This window comes from Sulfitobacter sp. (assembly GCF_041552635.1).
Taxonomy (GTDB): Bacteria; Pseudomonadota; Alphaproteobacteria; order Rhodobacterales; family Rhodobacteraceae; genus Sulfitobacter.
Map to the genome: position 1 here is coordinate 1 of NZ_JBFEKM010000075.1, position 19,288 is coordinate 19,288.

16 protein-coding genes and 1 tRNA gene are annotated in these 19,288 nt (G+C 55.1%); 7 read left to right on the forward strand and 10 right to left on the reverse strand.

Going from position 1 to position 19,288, the window contains the following annotated elements; all coding sequences use genetic code 11:
* Positions 1-451 (forward strand): RSP_2648 family PIN domain-containing protein (locus ABYT07_RS10575; RefSeq protein WP_372991478.1); only part of this gene is annotated, 451 nt, incomplete at its 5' end.
* Between the two features lie 4 nt (positions 452-455).
* Here the strand turns inward: ABYT07_RS10575 and ABYT07_RS10580 are convergent.
* The 5 genes from ABYT07_RS10580 to ABYT07_RS10600 form a co-directional block, all read right to left on the reverse strand.
* Positions 456-1,139, reverse strand: a complete 684-nt coding sequence (locus ABYT07_RS10580; RefSeq protein ID WP_372991480.1) for a M48 family metalloprotease — start codon at positions 1,137-1,139, stop codon at positions 456-458.
* Between the two features lie 98 nt (positions 1,140-1,237).
* Complete coding sequence (locus ABYT07_RS10585) at positions 1,238-2,425, reverse strand: VWA domain-containing protein (protein ID WP_372991482.1); 1,188 nt, start codon at positions 2,423-2,425, stop codon at positions 1,238-1,240.
* Positions 2,426-2,428: 3 nt separating this feature from the next.
* Positions 2,429-2,602 carry an apolipoprotein acyltransferase gene (locus ABYT07_RS10590; protein ID WP_372991484.1) on the reverse strand — a complete coding sequence of 58 codons (174 nt, stop codon included), beginning with the start codon at positions 2,600-2,602 and terminating at the stop codon, positions 2,429-2,431.
* An 18-nt stretch (positions 2,603-2,620) separates the two neighbouring features.
* Positions 2,621-3,982 (reverse strand): DUF2927 domain-containing protein, encoded by a 1,362-nt coding sequence (locus tag ABYT07_RS10595; RefSeq protein ID WP_372991486.1) that lies wholly within the window; start codon positions 3,980-3,982, stop codon positions 2,621-2,623.
* A 288-nt stretch (positions 3,983-4,270) separates the two neighbouring features.
* Positions 4,271-5,110 (reverse strand): AAA family ATPase, encoded by an 840-nt coding sequence (locus ABYT07_RS10600; RefSeq protein WP_372991488.1) that lies wholly within the window; start codon positions 5,108-5,110, stop codon positions 4,271-4,273.
* Between the two features lie 161 nt (positions 5,111-5,271).
* On the opposite strand from ABYT07_RS10600, the gene dksA reads away from it, so the two are divergent.
* Both dksA and ABYT07_RS10610 read left to right on the forward strand, forming a co-directional pair.
* Complete coding sequence (dksA, locus tag ABYT07_RS10605; RefSeq protein WP_372991490.1) at positions 5,272-5,694, forward strand: RNA polymerase-binding protein DksA; 423 nt, start codon at positions 5,272-5,274, stop codon at positions 5,692-5,694.
* 97 nt (positions 5,695-5,791) lie between these two features.
* A complete protein-coding gene (locus tag ABYT07_RS10610) occupies positions 5,792-6,958 on the forward strand; it encodes an FAD-dependent monooxygenase (RefSeq protein WP_372991492.1) in 1,167 nt (388 codons plus the stop codon).
* Between the two features lie 5 nt (positions 6,959-6,963).
* Here ABYT07_RS10610 and ABYT07_RS10615 read toward each other — a convergent pair whose 3' ends face one another.
* Positions 6,964-8,013: an ornithine cyclodeaminase gene (locus ABYT07_RS10615; RefSeq protein ID WP_372991494.1), complete on the reverse strand. Its 1,050-nt coding sequence runs from the start codon at positions 8,011-8,013 to the stop codon at positions 6,964-6,966.
* A 21-nt stretch (positions 8,014-8,034) separates the two neighbouring features.
* Positions 8,035-8,955, reverse strand: a complete 921-nt coding sequence (rocF, locus tag ABYT07_RS10620; protein ID WP_372991496.1) for an arginase — start codon at positions 8,953-8,955, stop codon at positions 8,035-8,037.
* 253 nt (positions 8,956-9,208) lie between these two features.
* Here rocF and ABYT07_RS10625 point away from each other — a divergent pair, with 253 nt between their 5' ends.
* A complete protein-coding gene (locus tag ABYT07_RS10625) occupies positions 9,209-9,652 on the forward strand; it encodes an Lrp/AsnC family transcriptional regulator (RefSeq protein ID WP_372991498.1) in 444 nt (147 codons plus the stop codon).
* Here ABYT07_RS10625 and ABYT07_RS10630 read toward each other — a convergent pair.
* Together ABYT07_RS10630 and ABYT07_RS10635 are read right to left on the reverse strand one after the other, a co-directional pair.
* Complete coding sequence (locus tag ABYT07_RS10630; RefSeq protein ID WP_372991501.1) at positions 9,649-10,116, reverse strand: disulfide bond formation protein B; 468 nt, start codon at positions 10,114-10,116, stop codon at positions 9,649-9,651. The two genes, ABYT07_RS10625 and ABYT07_RS10630, sit on opposite strands and share 4 nt — an antisense overlap.
* Positions 10,116-10,694: a YqaA family protein gene (locus ABYT07_RS10635; RefSeq protein ID WP_372991503.1), complete on the reverse strand. Its 579-nt coding sequence runs from the start codon at positions 10,692-10,694 to the stop codon at positions 10,116-10,118. The genes ABYT07_RS10630 and ABYT07_RS10635 overlap by 1 nt, the downstream gene beginning before the upstream one ends.
* A 122-nt stretch (positions 10,695-10,816) precedes the next feature.
* Between ABYT07_RS10635 and ABYT07_RS10640 the strand changes: the two genes are divergently transcribed.
* Positions 10,817-10,900 (forward strand) — tRNA-Leu (locus ABYT07_RS10640).
* A gap of 1,396 nt (positions 10,901-12,296) precedes the next feature.
* Here ABYT07_RS10640 and ABYT07_RS10645 read toward each other — a convergent pair.
* Positions 12,297-14,837, reverse strand: a complete 2,541-nt coding sequence (locus tag ABYT07_RS10645) for a methyl-accepting chemotaxis protein (RefSeq protein WP_372991505.1) — start codon at positions 14,835-14,837, stop codon at positions 12,297-12,299.
* Positions 14,838-15,832: 995 nt separating this feature from the next.
* On the opposite strand from ABYT07_RS10645, the gene ABYT07_RS10650 reads away from it, so the two are divergent.
* On the forward strand, positions 15,833-16,117 hold the full coding sequence (locus ABYT07_RS10650) for a hypothetical protein (protein ID WP_372991507.1): 285 nt from the start codon (positions 15,833-15,835) through the stop codon (positions 16,115-16,117).
* A 90-nt stretch (positions 16,118-16,207) separates the two neighbouring features.
* On the forward strand, positions 16,208-19,288 hold a 3,081-nt coding region (locus tag ABYT07_RS10655), incomplete at its 3' end, for a beta strand repeat-containing protein (RefSeq protein WP_372991509.1).

Sequence of the window (19,288 nt, forward strand, 5' to 3'; positions counted from 1 at the left end):
GCTCTGGTCTGCGCGCATTCTTGAAGAATGGGCGCGGGCTGCGATCAAAATTGGCCCCACAGGCGAAGCGCAGGCGCGCGCCGAGATTGCCCTGCTGCGTGCCGCGTGGCCCCGCGCTGAGGTCAGCGTAAGCCCTGGCATTGAACAGCGGCTTTATCTGCCCGATGAAAACGACATTCATGTTCTTGCGGCCGCGATCCACGGCAACGCTGACGTTATCATGACATTGAATGCAAAGGATTTTCCCCGCGGTATTCTGGCAGAAGAAGGGCTGGCACGGATCGATCCGGACAGCTATCTGCACGGTCTCTGGCTAGAGAGCCCGACCGCGATCGAAGATTCCGCGGCGATGGTTCTGGCCGAGGCGCAGCGCCTGTCAGGGCAGGACTGGCAAATGCGCCCCTTGCTGAAAAAAGCGCGCCTGCCGCGTCTTGCGAAGGCGCTACGCTAACCGATTAGACATCCCAGCGTTTTTGCAACGTCGTCAGGGCGGCGATGCGGTCATCTGTTTTTGGATGGCTCATCAGCCAAGCGGGGGCGGTGCCGTGGTTGGTTTGGGTCAGTGCCTCGAGCTTTTGGAACAGTGAAATTTGCGGTGCGACCCCGATGCCCGCCTTGGTCAGGAGGGCGGCGGCATAGGCGTCGGCCTCGTATTCATCGGAACGCGACAGACGCGCTGCCAGCATGCTGGCCAACATATTTGCGATCCAGATTCCAACTCCGGGAATCAGCCGGCCCAAGATCATACCCAACGCGGCGCGCATGGCGTTCTGCCCGGAAAAGTCGATCATCCGGCGACGGGAATGACCCAATGCGACATGGCCTAGTTCGTGGGCGATCACGCTGGCCAGCTCCTCGGCCGAGACTTCGCCTGCTTTGAATTTATTGTAAAACCCACGGGTGATGAAAATGCGCCCGTCAGGGGCGGCAAGACCGTTAACCGGTGCGACCTCGTAGATATGGACCTTGATGCGCGGCACATCGAGGGCTTTCGCCATCTTGTTACTCATCTCGCGGAGGGCCGGATCAATCAGTTCGGTTGATTTTTCGTCCAGCTCTTTCGCCGTGCGCCATGCGGAAAACCGGTACATGGCAAGCCCGTAGAGCACGGCGAGCAGGATGGGGATGACGCGTATCATGCCCTCAATATGGTTGGTCTGCGCGGAAGGGCAAGCGCAGATGAGTATTTATAAAAGGGTAAAGGGAGGGGCCTGTGAAGATAACGCTTTTCGGCGCTTTAGCGGGTAAGGGCCTTCATGCCACGGCTTAGGCCTTCGAGGGTCATCGGGACCATCGCGTCTTGGCCAAAGATTTCCTGAACCATCTTGATGGACTGGGTGTAGGGCCAGTATTTTTCCGGGATCGGGTTGATCCACAGGCTGCTGTTCCATTGTTCACGCGCACGTTCCAGCCAAACCGACCCTGCTTCGGGATTCCAATGTTCATTGGCACCACCGGGATACGCGATCTCGTAGGGGGACATGGAGGCGTCGCCCACAAAAATACATTTATAATCAGGGCCATAGGTGCGCATGATTTCTTGGGTGGATTGCTGTTCGGCCCAACGACGGCGGTTGTCGCGCCAGACGCCTTCGTAAAGGCAGTTGTGGAAGTAGAAATATTCAAGATGTTTGAATTCTGCTTTGGCGGCGCTGAACAATTCCTCGACCGTTTTGATGTGGGGATCCATCGATCCACCGACGTCCAAGAACAGCAGCACTTTGACGGCATTGCGGCGTTCGGGGCGGGTTTTCACGTCAAGATAGCCGTGTTCCGCTGTCGCGCGGATTGTACCACCCAGATCCAGTTCTTCTTGGGCACCGTCGCGCGCCCATCGGCGCAAGCGTTTCAGGGCGACCTTGATGTTGCGGGTGCCTAGTTCAACTGTGTCGTCTAAGTTCTTGAATTCACGCTTGTCCCAGACCTTTACGGCACGTTGGTGGCGCGAGCCTTCTTGGCCGACGCGCACGCCCTCGGGGTTGTAACCATAGGCCCCGAACGGCGAAGTGCCCGCCGTGCCGACCCATTTATTGCCCCCCTGATGGCGGCCCTTTTGTTCTTCAAGGCGTTTGCGCAAGGTTTCCATCAGCTTGTCGAAACCGCCTGCGGCTTCAATCTCGGCTTTTTCTTCGGGGGTCAGATGCTTTTCAGCCATCTTTTCCAGCCAGTCTTGCGGAATATCAACAGCTTCGAGGACATCATCAAGGCTGATGTTTTCCAGTCCCTTGAATGCAGCGGCAAAGGCCTGATCGAATTTGTCGATGTTGCGTTCGTCTTTGACCATGCTGACGCGCGCCAGATAATAGAACGCATCCACATCATAGGTCGCAAGACCCGCTGCCATACCATCAAGAAACGCCAGGAACTCCCGCATGGATACGGGAACTTTGTGGCGACGCAATTGGTCGAAGAACGGCAGAAACATCAGTTAAACCCCGGAGAGGACTCGGTCGATGATGACTGTAAGGATCATCCCAACAACAATAAAGGCCATCCCAAAGCCAGCCGCATATTGTGCCATGTCCTTGCGGTTTCCCTTGCGTCTATACGCGGTGAAACCGCCAATCAATGCGCCAATCACGGCAAGAACTAATACAATCATATCGGCCCGCTTCGCTTGTTATTTGAGCGGGTTAAGCGACGCGATTTCGCGCATTTTGGCCCGCACAGCCCAATCAGAGCCAAACCCGTATCGTGCCCAGCCTAGACTGTCCAGCCTGACCAGCCGCGCTTCGGCAGCGCGATTTTCAAGCTCAAGCGCTTCGGCACGCAGTAAAAGAAGGGTGCTGAGCAGGGCGGCATTCTCGCTGTTGCGGGCGGTTTCGACATGTGGGCCAATAAGCCGCAGGGCCTCCAGCCCATCGCCTTTGGAAATTGCGTAGGCACCAAGTTGCGTCGCGACGTAGGCACGGTGCAATTGGGTGCCGGGGTTGCGGGAATAGAACAGTTCGGCCAGCTGGTACTGTTTATGCGCGGCCTCGGAGTCGCCGCCTTGGAGCGCGCGGCCCATGGCGTAGTGTGCAAATGCGCGCCGGTGGTCGTGCCAGCCCAAGGTCTGGGCGATCTTGATCGCGCTATAGGCGGCGTCTTGGCGCTGCCCGTCAGAGCGCCCGGGGCCAAGCGCGCCTTGCACGGCGGCATTCCATTCGCGTGGCGTTCTGGTGACAAAGCGCGCTTGCGTAGAGGTGCCGCGCGGGTTGATCCGGGCCAAGATTTCGGGCAGGGCATTTGCCACCTGACCACGGGTCATACCCGAGCGCAGGGCAGGATCGTAATAGGCCCGCAGGATCATCATGTCGAAGCCTGTCAGCACTGTATGCACGTTGTCGTCGTTAAAGACGGAGTCGGGCAAACGGTATAGATCGTTCAAGGGCCCAAGCGCTTGGGCGACTTCTTCGTGCAGGCAATCGCGCACTTCTTGGGGGCTTGCATCATTGGGCAGAAAAATCGCTACACGGCTGCGCGTTTTCAAAAGCGACCAGTTGGTCTGCGCAGAGCGGCGCACTTTTTTGTATTCCGCGATGCTGCTGACATTGGGGGCCACGAAACAGGCCGCTTGTGGCAGCACCTGACGGATCTTGCTGCGGCTGACGGCCTCGATCGTTATGTTCGCGGTGGCGGCGTTTGTCGGGCTAATGTCGATCTTGGCTTCGGATCGCAACCGGCCGATCAGGCGGGATAGATCAGGGTTCAGCGTCGGGGGCGGCGCACCAATGACGCGGATGGTGACCGGCCCCTCAAAGCGGGTGAGGACGGAGAGGTCTTTGCCGCTTTCCATCCGAAACGCCAATTCGATAAAATCCAGCGACAAATCGTTGTTCGAGCGCGGGGCAGTCGACGCACGATGTGCCGTAAAGCTTTTCATAGGGGGCAACGAAGTGGTTGGTGTCTCAAGCGAAGCGCGCGAAACAACACCGGGATGCGACGCTGGCACACAGGCATTAACGAACAACATCAACGGGAAAAGGAAGCGGCCCCTCATTTAGATCGACCCGTCGAAAATCCGTTGGACGCCCACATCCGTTCTGCGAATAAATAGCGTACGCAGCGCACATACCGTGCTGAAATCATATCTATCATTTTGCCTGCCTTGCCCTTTTGAGCTGATTACAGGGTCTTTTCGCCTGTCATCGGGTCCTTTCTAGGGAGCAAACATGTCAAAAGAGAGAAAAAAGTTAACGATTGGGGCAGGCTTGTGGCGCGCGTATCATGCACGCCACAAGTGTGTATGTGCCCCAAGCGGGGCCTATACCAGATGTGGTCAGAAGGGTTATTTCTGCGCCCGGGCCATGAATGCCAACCGTTCGAACAAATGCACATCCTGTTCATTTTTGAGCAAGGCACCGTGCAGCTTGGGCAGTGAATTCTTGCCGTCTTTCTTAAGATCGGCGGCATCCATATCCTCGGCCAGCAGCAATTTCAGCCAATCCAGCACCTCAGAGGTCGATGGCTTTTTCTTGAGCCCTTGCTGGTCGCGGATTTCATAGAACTGGGTCAGCGCAGTGGTGAGCAAGGTCTCCTTGATGCCCGGATGGTGCACCTCGACGATCTTGCGCAGCGTGTCCATTTCAGGAAAGCGGATGTAGTGGAAAAAGCAGCGGCGCAAAAATGCGTCAGGCAGTTCTTTTTCATTGTTCGAGGTGATGATGACGATCGGGCGGTTGACTGCCTTGATCGTTTCACCGGTCTCGTAGACGAAAAATTCCATCTTATCGAGTTCTTGCAAAAGGTCGTTGGGAAATTCGATGTCGGCTTTGTCTATCTCGTCGATCAGCAAAACGGTTTTACCGTCTGCTTCAAACGCCTGCCACAGCTTGCCCTTGCGGATATAGTTTTTCACATCATGGACGCGTTCTTCGCCCAATTGGCTGTCTCGCAAGCGGCTGACGGCATCATACTCGTACAGACCCTGCTGCGCACGGGTAGTGGATTTGATATTCCATTCAATCATAGGTAGACCAAGCGCGTTCGAGACTTGGCGCGCAAGTTCCGTTTTACCCGTGCCCGGTTCACCTTTTACCAACAGTGGGCGTTCCAGCGTAACAGCTGCATTCACCGCAATGGTGAGGTCATCCGTTGCGACATAATCGTCAGTTCCTTGGAATTTCATCTTGTTATCAACCTTATAAGACGCGCTAATTTGGGGCCCTTAAACCAAAAAACGTAGGCATTGTGTAGTGACAATCTAGGAACGCTGCGTTAGATGATCCGCAGGGAACAGGGGCCGTAGAGCACCTCAAGGACTGGATTAAGACCGCTATGGGGAATGATATGAAACAGGAAGTATTTTTGGCGGACAACTATAGTCCTGCCGAAGACGAACCATTCATGAATGATCGGCAAGTCGAATATTTCAGACGCAAACTGTTGACGTGGAAGGCTGAATTGCTGGCCGGAAGCCGAGACACGATCGAGGGTCTTCAAGATGGGACGCGCAACATCCCCGATGTGAACGACCGCGCTTCGGAGGAAACAGATCGCGCGCTGGAATTGCGGACCCGGGACCGGGCGCGCAAGCTGGTAAACAAGATTGACGCGGCCCTGCGCCGCATCGACGAGGGTGAATTTGGCTATTGTTCGGTTACAGGTGAACCGATTTCGCTGAAACGTCTGGACGCACGCCCCATCGCAACAATGAGCCTTGAGGCGCAAGAGCGCCACGAGCGCCGCGAAAAAGTGCACCGCGATGATTGATCGACGGGTGTCGTAGGATTTTTTTATGAAAGCGCCAGGGTAAGAGCCCTGGCGCTTTTTTTATATTTTTTTAGGTATTTGAACAAGGGAGCAGGCTGTGACGATCAGCAATGCAATCGTGATTGGCGCTGGTATTGGCGGGCTTGCAGCCGCTGCCGCGCTGTCGCGCCATGGTGTGGCAGTGACCTTGGTGGAACAAGCCCCCCGAATTTCAGAAGTTGGCGCAGGATTGCAGATTAGCCCGAATGGTATGTCAGTTCTGCGGGCCATGGGTCTTGAGGCCAAGCTGAAAGAGCGCAGTGCCGTGCGCGCGCAGGCTGTGGTTTTGCAAGATTACAAGGCCGGCAGTCAGGTGGCGCGTCTTGACCTGATGCGGGGGCAGGCGGGTCATCCCTACATGTTCGTGCATCGGGCCGATCTGATCGACATCCTGTTCGGTGCGGCGAAACGGGGGAATGTTTCCGTTGAACTGGGCGAATCGGTGCAAGAGGTACTTCCCGGTGATCCGCCCACATTACAGATGCTCCAAAAGACCCGCCGCCGTGCCGAAGTGATCATTGACGCCAGCGGCATTCATTCCAAAACCCGCGCGGCGTTGAACGGGGATGATGCCGCGCAATTTTCGGGACAGGTGGCGTGGCGGGCGCTGGTCCCCAACCGCTTTGATCACCCACCCGAGGCGCATGTCACCATGGGGCCGGGGCGTCATCTCGTCAGCTATCCCCTGCGCGGCGGCAAGCTGGTCAATCTTGTCGCGGTCGAGGAGCGTGACAGCTGGGCACCCGAAGGTTGGAGCATCGCAGATGACCCCGCCAACCTGCGCCATGCGTTTGCGGGCTTTGGCGGAAGGGCGGCAGACATGATCGCCGCAGTTGAGAATTGTACCCTATGGGGGCTGCATCATCATCCCGTCGCCTCTGTCTGGCAGCAAAACGGTGTGGCGCTGTTGGGGGATGCCGCCCATCCAACTCTGCCGTTTCTGGCCCAAGGGGCCAATATGGCGCTAGAGGACGCGTGGGTTCTGGCCGCATGTCTGTCAAAGCAGCCGCTTGCGCCCGCCTTGCACCGCTATCAATCAATCCGCGAGGCCCGCGTGCGCCGGGTGATCAAGACCGCCGCAAGCAATGCCGCGCGCTATCATCTGCGTCCGGGGTTTCAACGCACAGCCGCCCATTTGGGCCTGCGTGTTGCCAGCACACTGGCCCCGGGTGCCATGATCGGCGCGTTCAACTGGCTGTACCACCACGACGTGACAGCACAATAATAGCGTTAACCCGCCCGTTGCAGCATCCCGAACAGATCACGCGGATCTTCGGGATCGGCCAGCAGGTCAAGGGGATCAAAGAACCCCGTGCCAGCAATCTGGTCGCGCACATAGCGCAACGCCGAGAAATCTTCGATCGCGAAACCGACTGAATCGAAGAGGGTGATCTGCCTGTCATCGGTGCGGCCTGTGGCCTGACCGGTTAGAACCTGCCAGATTTCAGTCACGGGATGGTCCGGTGCAAGCTGTTGAATTTCCCCCTCGATCCGGGTCTGTTCGGGGTATTCCACAAAGATGCCCGCACGGTGCAAGATCGCAGGGGCCAGTTCGGTCTTGCCCGGACAATCACCACCGATGGCGTTGATATGAATACCAGCCCCCACGATGTTGTCGGTCAGGATCGTCGCATATTGCTTGTCAGCGGTGCAGGTGGTTACAATTTGAGCGCCCAGAATGGCGTCCTCGGCGGTCTCGCAGGCAACAACTTTGATCCCGTGGCCCGCCAGGTTTTCGGCGCATTTTGCCGTTGCTGCGCGATCAATATCATACAGGCGCACTTCGTCGATGCCGACAATCGCCTTCATCGCCAGGGTCTGGAATTCGGATTGCGCCCCGTTGCCGATCATGGCCATGACATGTGCACCCTTGGGGGCCAACAGCCGCGCCACTATGGCCGAAGTCGCCGCCGTGCGCAGCGCTGTCAGGATCGTCATCTCAGACAACAACACCGGATAGCCATTGGCCACATTCGCCAGCAAGCCGAAGGCCGTGACAGTCTGCAATCCCTCCACCGTGTTGGATGGGTGCCCGTTGACATATTTGAATCCGTAAACTTCGCCATCCGACGTCGGCATCAATTCGATCACGCCATTTTCTGAGTGGCTGGCCACGCGCGGTGTCTTGTCAAACTGTTCCCACCGCCGAAAATCGGCCTCGATATAGTCACCAAGCCCCACCAACATCGGTTCGATCCCGATGTGATGGATCAACTGCATCATGTTATGAACGGACACAAAGGGCACCAGCGCTTTGGAGGAGGGCGAAAGATCGGTCATGACAAGGGTCCTTTCGGGGGATCAATACGCGCGGGTCGGGCGGTCAAATACCCGCCGGCCAAAGGCAGAGGCGGCAAGGTCAACCATCAGGCGGGCCGTGCGGCCGCGCTCGTCCAGAAACGGGTTCAGTTCAACCAGATCAAGCGATGTCATCAAGCCGCTGTCATGCAGGATCTCCATCACCAGATGGCCTTCGCGCACAGTGGCCCCCCCGGGAACAGTGGTCCCGACGGCTGGGGCAACCGACGGGTCAAGGAAATCAACATCCAAGGAAACATGCAGCATACCATTCGCCGTAGCTACTTTTTCAAGGAAAGCGTTCAAAGGCGTTGCGATGCCGGTCTCGTCGATCTCGCGCATGTCCACCCGCCGGATCGTGGTTTCCTGAAGTGCCGCACGTTCGGCAGCATCAACCGAGCGCAAGCCGATGATGGCGATATTGTCATGGGGCAAGGAATAGGGCAGCGCGGGGAATGCATCAAAACCTTCGCGGCCTGTCACATACCCCAACGGGGTGCCGTGCAAATTGCCGCTGTCGGTGCTTTCAGGTGTGTGGAAATCGCTGTGCGCATCAAGCCATAGGACAAACAACGGTCGGCCCTGCGCCTGCGCATGACGCATTGCGCCCAAGACGGTGCCGGACGCCAGCGCATGATCGCCCCCCATGAAAATCGGGGTACCGTCGCCAAGCGCTGCCTCGGCCGCGTCGGCAAGGCTTTGTGTCCACGCGATGGTTTCTTCAAGCGCATGCAGTTTGGGGTGTTGACCAGGGGTATAGGGGGCAGGCAGCACATTGCCGCGGTCCGTCACACTATGCCCCAGATCGGCAAGCGCCGTCGCAAGACCTGCAGTGCGATAGGCATCCGGCCCCATCAAACAACCCAACCGACGTTTGCCGCTATCCATAGGGGCACCCAGTAGAATGCAATTTTGCTGTGTCATCCGAATATTCCTTCGCAAGGGTTTAGAGTGGTGTATCTGGCAAATATGTTCGCCATCAACTTACTATATTGACCAATATGGCGTCCGATTGACCATAATGGAATTTATAACTTTCCATAATGGAAAACCTTGAGCCCCCAACGATAATCTGGGCTGAAAACGGGCTAAAGGGGGTATTTCTGGTGCATTTGTTAAATTACTCTTTGTATAATGGCACAAAACGGATACCTATTGTTCGAAAAGGAATGCAATAATGACCAAAACGGACGAAGCACTGATTGCAGCGCTACGGCAGGATGCGCGACAATCCCTATCTGATTTAGCTGCGCTTCTAAACCTATCACGTACAACTGTGCGCGCCCGGCTTGCAAAATTGCGCGCGAGCGGAGAGATCGTCGGCTTTACGGTTGTGACCCGCTCAGACGTGCTGGCCGATCCGGTCAGGGGGCTTATGATGATAGAAATCGAAGGGAGCGGCACCGAACGCATTACCCGCACATTGACGAAAATGGCGCAATTGCGCGCGGTGCATTCCACCAATGGTCGGTGGGATGTGATCGTTGAAATAGGGGCCGCTACCTTGGAAGATTTTGACGAAGTTCTCGCCCGTATCCGCCGGATGGAAGGTGTCGTGGCCAGCGAAACAAGCCTTCTTCTTAAAACCAGAAAGTCAGGGCAGGGCGCGCGCTTGGCTTAAACCTTACGGCGTGCCGCAGCGACCCAAAGGCCCAGCAAAACCGCGCAAATCACGGCATTCCAACCCGCCATAGACAGACCAAACAACTGCCAGACGATTTCGTCGCACATTACCAGACCCGACGGCGCGTCCATAGAGAGAAGGTCGTTACCACTGAGCGCGCCCAGATCCATGCCGCCGCCTGTGCACGATGATGGACCGGGCCACCACTTCCATTCGACCCCGGCGTGATAGACCCCGATGGCCCCGGTGGTTGCGACGGCTGCCGCACCAAGCCAAACTAGAACCCTAGGGCCGCCAAACAGAACGAACAGCCCTACAAAAATTGCCGCACCGTGGGGCCAGCGCTGCCATAAACACAGCTTGCAAGGTGCCATGCCCCCCAAATATTGAAATCCGAAAGCACCCAACAGAAGTGCGGCAGAGCCAAGCGTTGCAAGCAGAACGTATTTGTTGCGCGACATCATAGGTACCTCACGAAAAAGAAACCGCCCAAGAGCAGAATGACACAGACGGTAAACACCAACGGCAAGCGCTTTTCGATAAAGTCGCGGATCGGTGGGCCAAATTTCCATAGTAACGCGGCAACGATATAAAAGCGTAACGCGCGGGCCAGAATTGACGTGGCGATAAAGGTGAACAGCGGCATTCCCGTCCATCCCGACATGATCGTGATCACCTTATACGGGAATGGTGTGATGCCCGCGACAAGTACGGCCCAAAATCCGAAATCATTAAAGCGCGTCGAAAACTCGGCCATAGCATCGGCCTTGCCCATTGCGGCAAGTATCGGAGCCCCGAGCGATTCGAAGGCAAGCGCCCCGATCGCATACCCCAATAGCCCACCCAACACTGAGCCAATCAGAGCCACGCCTGCAATCAACCAAGCTTGACGTGGCCGAGCGAGGATCATCGGGATCATCAACACATCCGGTGGGATCGGAAAAACAGAGCTTTCGACAAAAGCGACAAGAGCCAAAACCCATATGGCATGGGGGTGGTGTGCGAGGCCAATGACCCAATCATAAAAACGTCTGATCATGGCAAAAGCTCCGCTAAGGCTGGTTCGTTGAGTTGCAACACCACGACCAAAGGGCAGGGTCAAGAGAAAGCCTCAAATTTCCGCTTGCCGACCCGGCAATTGCACGGTAACAGACCCCTGCGGCCCGAGTGGCGGAATGGTAGACGCAGGGGATTCAAAATCCCCCGCCGCGAGGTGTGCCGGTTCGAGTCCGGCCTCGGGTACCAAATAAAGTCCAGGTTATTTAGTTGAATGATTAGATAACCTGGACTTTTTGATACCGGACCATCTTTTCTGATTTAAAATTTATGCTCCTGCTACCAGCCTGATTGATTAACCTTTTGTTTTCTGAAAGCTTTTAGGTGGAAAATTCATAGTACCTTGGTGCGGCCGACGTCGGCTAGGTGGTCAGATCGAAAGATTTTTGAAGCCTTGAAAATCCCTATGCTTGAAGCAAATAAAGCTAAGATGCGGTATAGGTTTCTGCGCAGAGGTGAACCGGCTAGACGGATAATTTCCACTGAGATTTGGACCCTGTAACCCTTTCCCCTGAGCGCGATGCGCAATGGATTAATACCGCTTGGACTTTCAAACATAATCAGACATGTGGCGCTGCGGGAGAATCTGTCGATCCGAGGGATTGCGAGACACACTGGTAGGTCATCACAGAGCACTTGAATGTGGGGACGATCGAGCTGCAATTTGTTTCACTGGAGAGGCAGATTAAACTTGATCCGTTCGCGGAGAAGCTTGCTGGTTGGCTAAAAACGGAAGCTGGTAGATCGCGCAAGCAGCGGCGGACGCTGAAGCAATCGCATGCTGATCTGCTAGTGCTTGGTCTGTGGTCAGGTCGCTGCGGTTGCACGGTAATGGCGGGCTGTTCGGCAGCGGGAGCCGCTGGCGACTGGTCGCGGCACATTCGTGCCATAGGTGTCCCGTCCAGGGGCAGCATTCCATTTCGACGGGAACGAGGATTTTGCCGGTCTGGGCGGCGAGCGCACCAAGCTAAAAACCTTCCAGATCAAGCTCTCAAAGAGTCAAGGCTTTCTGGTTCATGCCTATCTGTTGCGGACGCATGCCCCTCTCATAACATTTCCTGCGTAAACGCGCTGTCATTCAACGGATGCTGTTCGATACCCATTGGCGTGGATTCCGTCTCTTTGAAGGCAAACCGGAGCGCGGCAGCTACGACAATATGCGCATTGCAGTTGACCGCGTGGGGCTATGGAGGGCGCGACAAGTCAACATAAGCTTCACCTTGTCCAGTGGACAGGTCGATGACGTGTCAGGGAGCGGTGGCTTGACCGCCGTTCCGCGCACGGCATCACGGAATCTGATCTGTTTCATCCCCTGTCCGGCTGGGTATTTCCAAAGGAAATGTCCTGAAAGGGAGACGTTCCAACGTTCAGCGTAAAACCCTCGCGCTTCATCTGGTGTCATGCCTTGCGCCCCCTTCAGACCTGATAATTTGGTCCCATAAGGGAGATCTCGACTACGCACCAAATACCACAGGTTCTCCGTTTCGCGCGACGGTGGTGCAGAATTAGATGCGGTATTTTTCACACACTCACCTCTCGCTACAGACATAAATGAAACCAGTCACGAGGGCCGGGGCCACGACCATCAGAACTCTGCCCAATCATCGTTGCTGGCTGTCGTCTTGCGCGCGACCTGCGGTGATGTCGAGGGGGCCTGCGGAGTTGTGCGTTGATTGGGCTTTCCCATAGGGATCACTTTGCCAGCCTTTTTAACGACTGGTAGCACCTCTACACCATGGAAGTGTCCCAATGCTGTCGTAAGTGATTTAGCCTCGGCATTCATCGCCACGCTCGACGCCGTCATCCCTTCAAGGGCGGCAGCATTCGTCTGAGAAACACTGTCGATGGAGCGTACTGCGCGCGTCACTTCTTCTATACCGTTGGATTGCTGTTCGACTGCTTTTGCAATGTCAGAGATTTGGCTTGATGCAACTTCTACATCCGAGATAATTCCTTGCAATGCGTTCCTGGAGAGTTCCACCTGTTCAACCCCGGCTTCAACGCTTCGGTTATTTTGTTCAATAACTTCGCTGATTTCGCGCACGGCATCTTGTGATCTTTGGGCAAGTGCGCGCACCTCGGATGCCACCACCGAAAATCCGCGGCCAGCCTCGCCCGCGCGGGCGGCTTCGACACCGGCGTTCAGTGCAAGAAGATTGATTTGAAACGCAATGTCTTCGATCACTTTAACGACGCGGTTGATTTGTGTAGAGGCCTCCGTCATCGCATGCATGGACGCCTCTGTTTGGTCAGAGACTTTTTTGGTCTTGTCAGCACTGTCGCGAACTTTGCGCGTCGCGGCGTCAGCGGTCTTTGCGTTTTCAACAACTTGGCGGATGCTCGTCGCAATATCCTCTGCCGCTGCGGAGGTCTGTTGAATTGCAGCGGCGCTGTCTTCTGCCCTCTTGGCCATACTGCGCGATGTCGCCTCAAGCTCACTTGAAGTTGCCGATACGTTTTGGCCATTTTGCATGATCTGGGACATGGATTTCGATAGCGTCAAAAGTGCGGCGTTGAAGTCTTCTTGCAATTGTAGAAACGCGCCTTGACGCTCCCCCTTGATGCGCACACCAAGGTTCCCTTGGGATAAATCATCAATACTATCAGCGACGTCGGAGATATTTGTCTCGATCGTGTCTAGAAGGCTGTTGATTACGGATGCGAGGCTTGCAAGGCTTTGGTCTTGAAACCTATCAGATATCCGGTTGGTGAAGATCCCCTTTGCGGCCTGTCCCAGTACGTTTTCCATATCGGTCTGAAATTCGGTAAACAGAGCTAGTCGCTTTGTTTCTTGCGCGGCGGTCATTTCCCGGTCTCGGGCCGTTTCTGCTTCGCTGGCCAAGCGCTTTTCGCGTTCTTCTTCCATCTGTAGGCGCTGTTTTTCCTGCGCTTCCACATTGTCAAGCGTAGCTAGGAGCGCACGGGATTCGCGGGCAGAGGCGATGAGCTTTTTCAAACTTGAGGTGAGCCTTTTTATTTCAAGAAGGTCATTCTCGCGTTCATCAATCTCTTGATCCAATTCGCCTTTAGTGACCGCTTCGATCGCTTGAGACGCATATTCTATACGATTGGCCAGCCGCGTCGCGACAAAATATAAGGCTGCACACACACACAAGACATCAAAAATCATCATACTTGCATTTAACAACAAGGAATAAAGATGGCTCTGTCGGTCGCTTTCCCAATAGAGGCGCAACTGGGTTCCGGCATCCTGGGAGATATTCGCCATATCCGCCAAAGCAGTGTTCGACAGTTTGAAAAAATCGTCAAATGTGACTGGATATGTAATCTCGGCGGCTCCCGAAGCGCCGTCCATAGCAGCATCCAGACGTTCAAGAACAGGAAGATAGGTTCCGAAATATCTGCCTCCTGCTGTTGTGATCTTCTGCTTGAACTCCGGATCCAACGCGACAAGCTCAAGCTGATCTTGCAAGATCCCCCATGCGTTTGCAGCGCGCAAACTATCTGCGTTGATAAGTTTTTTCAGATCAGACGGAATGGCCGTGCCGTTCAAAGTAGCTGTGGCATAGTATGTCCGTGCTCTGCCGCCGAACTCCCTAATCTCCCAAGCGGCATTTTCGATGTTTGTCAGTGCCGCAACGGTCGAAGATGTGAGGCTGTTTTCAATCGTCAAAAGTTTCGACAACAGCTTCAGGCTTGTGATTTGTGCCTTCAGTTCAAAGGGGAGGTCTTTCACGCGGTTCTTAGGCCGGTCGGTGCCTTCCGAGGCGAGCATTGCGTCGACTTCTGTGCGCAGTTTTTTGAAAGTCGACCGGTGTTCTTGCGCCCGTTCAATGAACTGATCTTTCGTTGGAAAGTCGACCGCGTCCAATTCAGCCAATGCATTTTGGAATGTGCGATCCGACAGTGCACGCTGATCGCGAATCATTTTTACAAACGCTGTGGGGGTGGGGCCTGTAACGGAAAGGGCAACTTGGGTCACACTTCGTTCTAGAGAAAGCGCCACTGTTGCGTCTGACCAAGTGGTGGTCGAGCGCGCCAGAGCCTCCAAAGTCTGAACCTTTTTATAGTCCTGTAACGCGGCGATGGATTCTTGAAGATATTTGCCGATCCCAATCAGACCCACAGCAAGTAAGATAACGAGACAGATTCTTGAAATTTTCATAAGCGCGATCCTCTTTTGAGGTGCTTAGAGCAGTAGTACTTAAGGTTCCCATAATTTCAAAAGACGACCGATGGCTTGGCCGAGAAACTTGATTTCATCTCCAACTTTGGGGACACTGGGCGCACCGCACCAAGGGGCAGCAGTGCAGCAAATCCTTTGTTAGGCCAACAAATTGAGAAATTCATAAATTTGGCTGCAGCGACGCGAGGCACGGTCCCTGTCGTTAGGGCCTCAGCTGGCATGGCCCAACCATAGGTTGGAATATCGCCTGCATTTCAAGTATTTACCGCGATAGATGCATCATTCAGTAGCGTACTGCACAGATCAGCGTCGAATCGTTCTCTCGTTTGATTCGTGTGCAATAGGGCAGCTTTTTGCATGAATTTGCTTAAATACTGGGTATTCGGCCTCATTGGTTCTTACACAAATTAGTGTAATATCTGAGAACAACGTCGATTTCATTCCCGCACTTCAGAAACGCTTGGTTTCAATTTGGAAACAATCAGTGCCGCTGCGCGCAAATTCGCCAGGTCCTTTCCATGAAATTTCCCATATTTTTATGCGCGAACGCGGATCGGTGCAAAAATACCTGTAAACAATGTGCAATTTATGAGGGATTTTTTGCGAATAACCTTACTTAAAGTTATTGGCAGTTTTCAGAGATGCTCGCATTTGGCGATAATTTTTCTCTTTCTGTAAAGCTTCCGTCAAGATATTAAAGAGTTGCCCAACTGGGGGGCAAAGTCTGTAGGTCACGGGGGCGACCGCATTGAACGCGTACTTTTGTGCGGGGAAGATGTGTTCGCTGTACGGTTAGCTGTCGAACACACCACATGCGAACTGCCATTCGCTGTGAAAGACCGTGTGTGGTCTTAACTTCTCCTCAGAGCGGTCCGAACGTATTGCGTGTCGTCATGCGGCCGCCTGTGTTTGTTCGGTTTGTTAGTACGCTGCCGTATCGCAGCCCGTCATGTTGGCGGAGCAAGGAGAAGAACGTGGATTGGAAGAAGAGTGTCGTGGACCGTAGAACAACCCCATCGGTCCGATTGTCAGATAACCCTCCCGGGCAAACATTTGTCGGCTCTTCTTTTAAGCGCCATTTTGTGACCGCCACTTTGCCACAAATCAAAATTATTGCTTCCGCATTCTGGTTTCTACCAGAGCGTATTGAAACACGCGGTGCCTTGGCAGCGTGCAATTTTAACGAGAACCGCTGCTCGGGTTTTGTCCCGGTATCGCACCATAATATTTCCAACGGCATCCAGGGCCGTTTCGACTGACCAGCTTCGCCCGGAAAACGGGCTTATTACAGATATGAGGCGGACGGATCAGTCCAAACGCGCCTAAACAGATTTTTGGAGACGACAAACATGACACTTTTCCTTGGAAGCCTCACCAGTCTTTTTTTCGGATCATCAACGACAACGACGTCTACAACCACGACAACGCCGCCGACCAGCGGCAAGGATGGAATCGTCGAAGGAACCGGGAGCGGTAATCTAATCAACACCGCCTATACGGGCGACCCGGACGGTGACCGCGTTGATGCCAATGATGCGATTTTAGGAAATGTCGGTTCGAATGACGATATCATCGTCGCGCGCGGAGGGAACGACACCGTCGCGGCGGGTGCCGGAAACGATACGGTTTTTGGCGGCTCGGGCGATGACAGCATTCTTGGCCAAGACGGCAACGATTTTCTGATTGGCGATGGCGGAACGTCAAGCGGCGCAGGCGCGGCGCGCGAAAGCTTTGAGTGGTCCAAAGCCCCCGATCCAAGCGGCAACGGCACAACGATCGACGAAGATGACAACCTCAAGGCGGGCTTTGTGCAAAACACCGGCACCGTCAATGTGACGTTCGAACTCAAGACGTTCTCCCCCTATAATAATGCCTACCAACAGTACACTTACGACCAGCAGAATGTGACCGGCATCCAAGGTGACGGCAACGCGGTCAACCAAAACAGCGCGTTTGACACCTTGGCGAACAATTCGGGGCACACTGCCTTTGAACTGCGTTTTGACGAAGCGGTTGGCAATGTGTCTTTCAACATTAATGACATCGACAACGGTGGCCAGGTCAAGGTTATGGCCTATAATGCTGCCGGAGAATTGATCGACGTCGATCTGACCGGTGGGTCAGGTGTTCAACTGATCGATTCCGATGGCATGTTCGGTGTGGATATGGCGAAAAGCGTTGGCGGTGACGAAAATGCAGCCGGTTCGAAATATTCGGTAAACGTATCTATCGAAGGCCCAGTTTCGCGGATCGAATTCATTCACTCCGCCACCACCTCGAGCAACTCTGGCGTCAATGTCACGGATGTGTATTTTGACAACCCAGCGTCCCTGACTATTGATGATACCTCGACCGGAGATGACACGCTGTCCGGCGGCGCGGGCGACGACATCATTTTCGGCGACAGCGGGGCGCAGTCGGCAACCGTACGCGAGAATTTCGAATGGGAAGGCGTCAGTGGCGATCAGATCGACAATGGCTTTACCCAAGACACCGGCAACGTCACGGTCACCTATGCGCGCACCGTTGATACCGGCTACCACGAGTCGGACGTTGGCACAGCTAATCTGAACACAAACGGCATCGTGTCGAACGGTGATCCGGTTGATAGCGACAGCTCGCTTAAATCGACCACAAACGGTCATGGCAATACAGGTGAATTCAGCTGGGGCTTTTCTGCCCCTGTGTCGAATGTGTCCTTCAATATCAACGACGTCGACAATGACGGCCTGGTCAAGATCACGGCCTTTGACATCAATGGGAACCCGATCACGGTTAACCTGACCGGCGGGTCCGGCCTGACCCTTAAGGATACTGATCTGGTGTCCGGTGCCGATACGGCTGACAGCAATGGCGGCGACGGCGCTGTGAATTCGTCGACCTATAACCTGAACGTCGATATCCCCGGTCCGGTTAGCCGGATCGTCGTGACCCACACGCAAGATGGTGGCAACAATTCCGGCATCCACATCACCGAAATGTATTACGATGCACCAACCGGCGAACTGGTTGCCAGCGTTGACGGCGGCGATGATGTGATCACCGGTGATGCAGGCAGCGACACCATCTATGGTGAAGGTGGCAACGACTCCATCGACGGCGGCACCGACAATGACTACATCGAAGGCAACGACGGCGATGATACAATCGCGGGCGGCACCGGCGATGACACCATCTATGGTGACAATAACGCGGCAGGTTCGACGGTCTCGACCGGCACTACCGTGCGCGAAAGCTTTGAGTGGGACAAAGCGCCCGATCCAAGCGATAGCACAGCCGTTGACGACAATGACGACCTGTCTGGCGGGTTCACGCAGGATACGGGCAACGTAAATGTCGCGTTCTCGGTCACCAACACGTCGAACACGCCTCAAACCACATTTTCGACGGACCAACAAAAGGTTCATTCAATCACCGGCGATGCCGAACCGACCAACGCCTACAGCGCGCTGGCGTCGCTGGCCGACGTAGACGGCGAACGTGCGACTTACAAACTTGATTTTTCGTCAGATGTTACCAATGTCAGCTTCCGTATCAACGACATCGACAACGCGTCGAAGGTTGTCATTGTTGCGGTTGGCCCTGATGGCACACGCACACCAATTGATGTATCCACTGGCACTGGCGTGACTGCACAGAACCTCGATGGGGTCGGCGGCACAGAAACCTTGCTCAGCGGCGGCGGCAATGGTGCCGATACCGATCCGAATTTCTCTGCCCTCGTGAATATCGCGGGCCCGGTTGATTACCTCGAGATTACCCACTCGATGGATCAATCTTTGTCTGCGGGCAACAACGCCGGGATTACCATCACGGATGTGTATTTTGACGCGCCCGTTGAGGAAACTATCGGTGGCGGTGCCGGCTCTGGCAACGACTCGCTTATGGGCGACGAAGGCAATGATTTCATCGACGGCGGCGCAGGCAATGACACCCTTGAAGGCGGTGACGATAACGACACGCTGATCGGTGGCGATGATCGCGACCTGCTGACCGGTGGCGAAGGTGCCGACGTTATCAGCGGTGGCGCGGACCAGGATACCATCATCGGCGGTACAGCGGGTGATGTCGTTGACGGTGGTGCGGGCGGCTTTGATCCGAACGCGTTGATCAACACAGATACAGACACGCTGGACCTGCGTGGCCTGAACTTCCGCCTGACGGATCTGACTCCTGACAGCAACGGCAACGGCCAGAACGGCACGGTCAACCTGTTCGACAGCGCTGGCAACCCAGCCGGATCGTTCACCTTTAGCGAAATCGAAACCATCTTGGGCGAACCATATGTAGGCCCGGTTGACGGTCTGGATGCGGGCGAGGTGATGAACCCCGGCTATACCGACGCGCAGGGCGATCAGATTGATGGCACCGATGGTGACAACGACACGATCTTTGGCAACGGTGGCGACGACACGATCAACAGCGGCAAC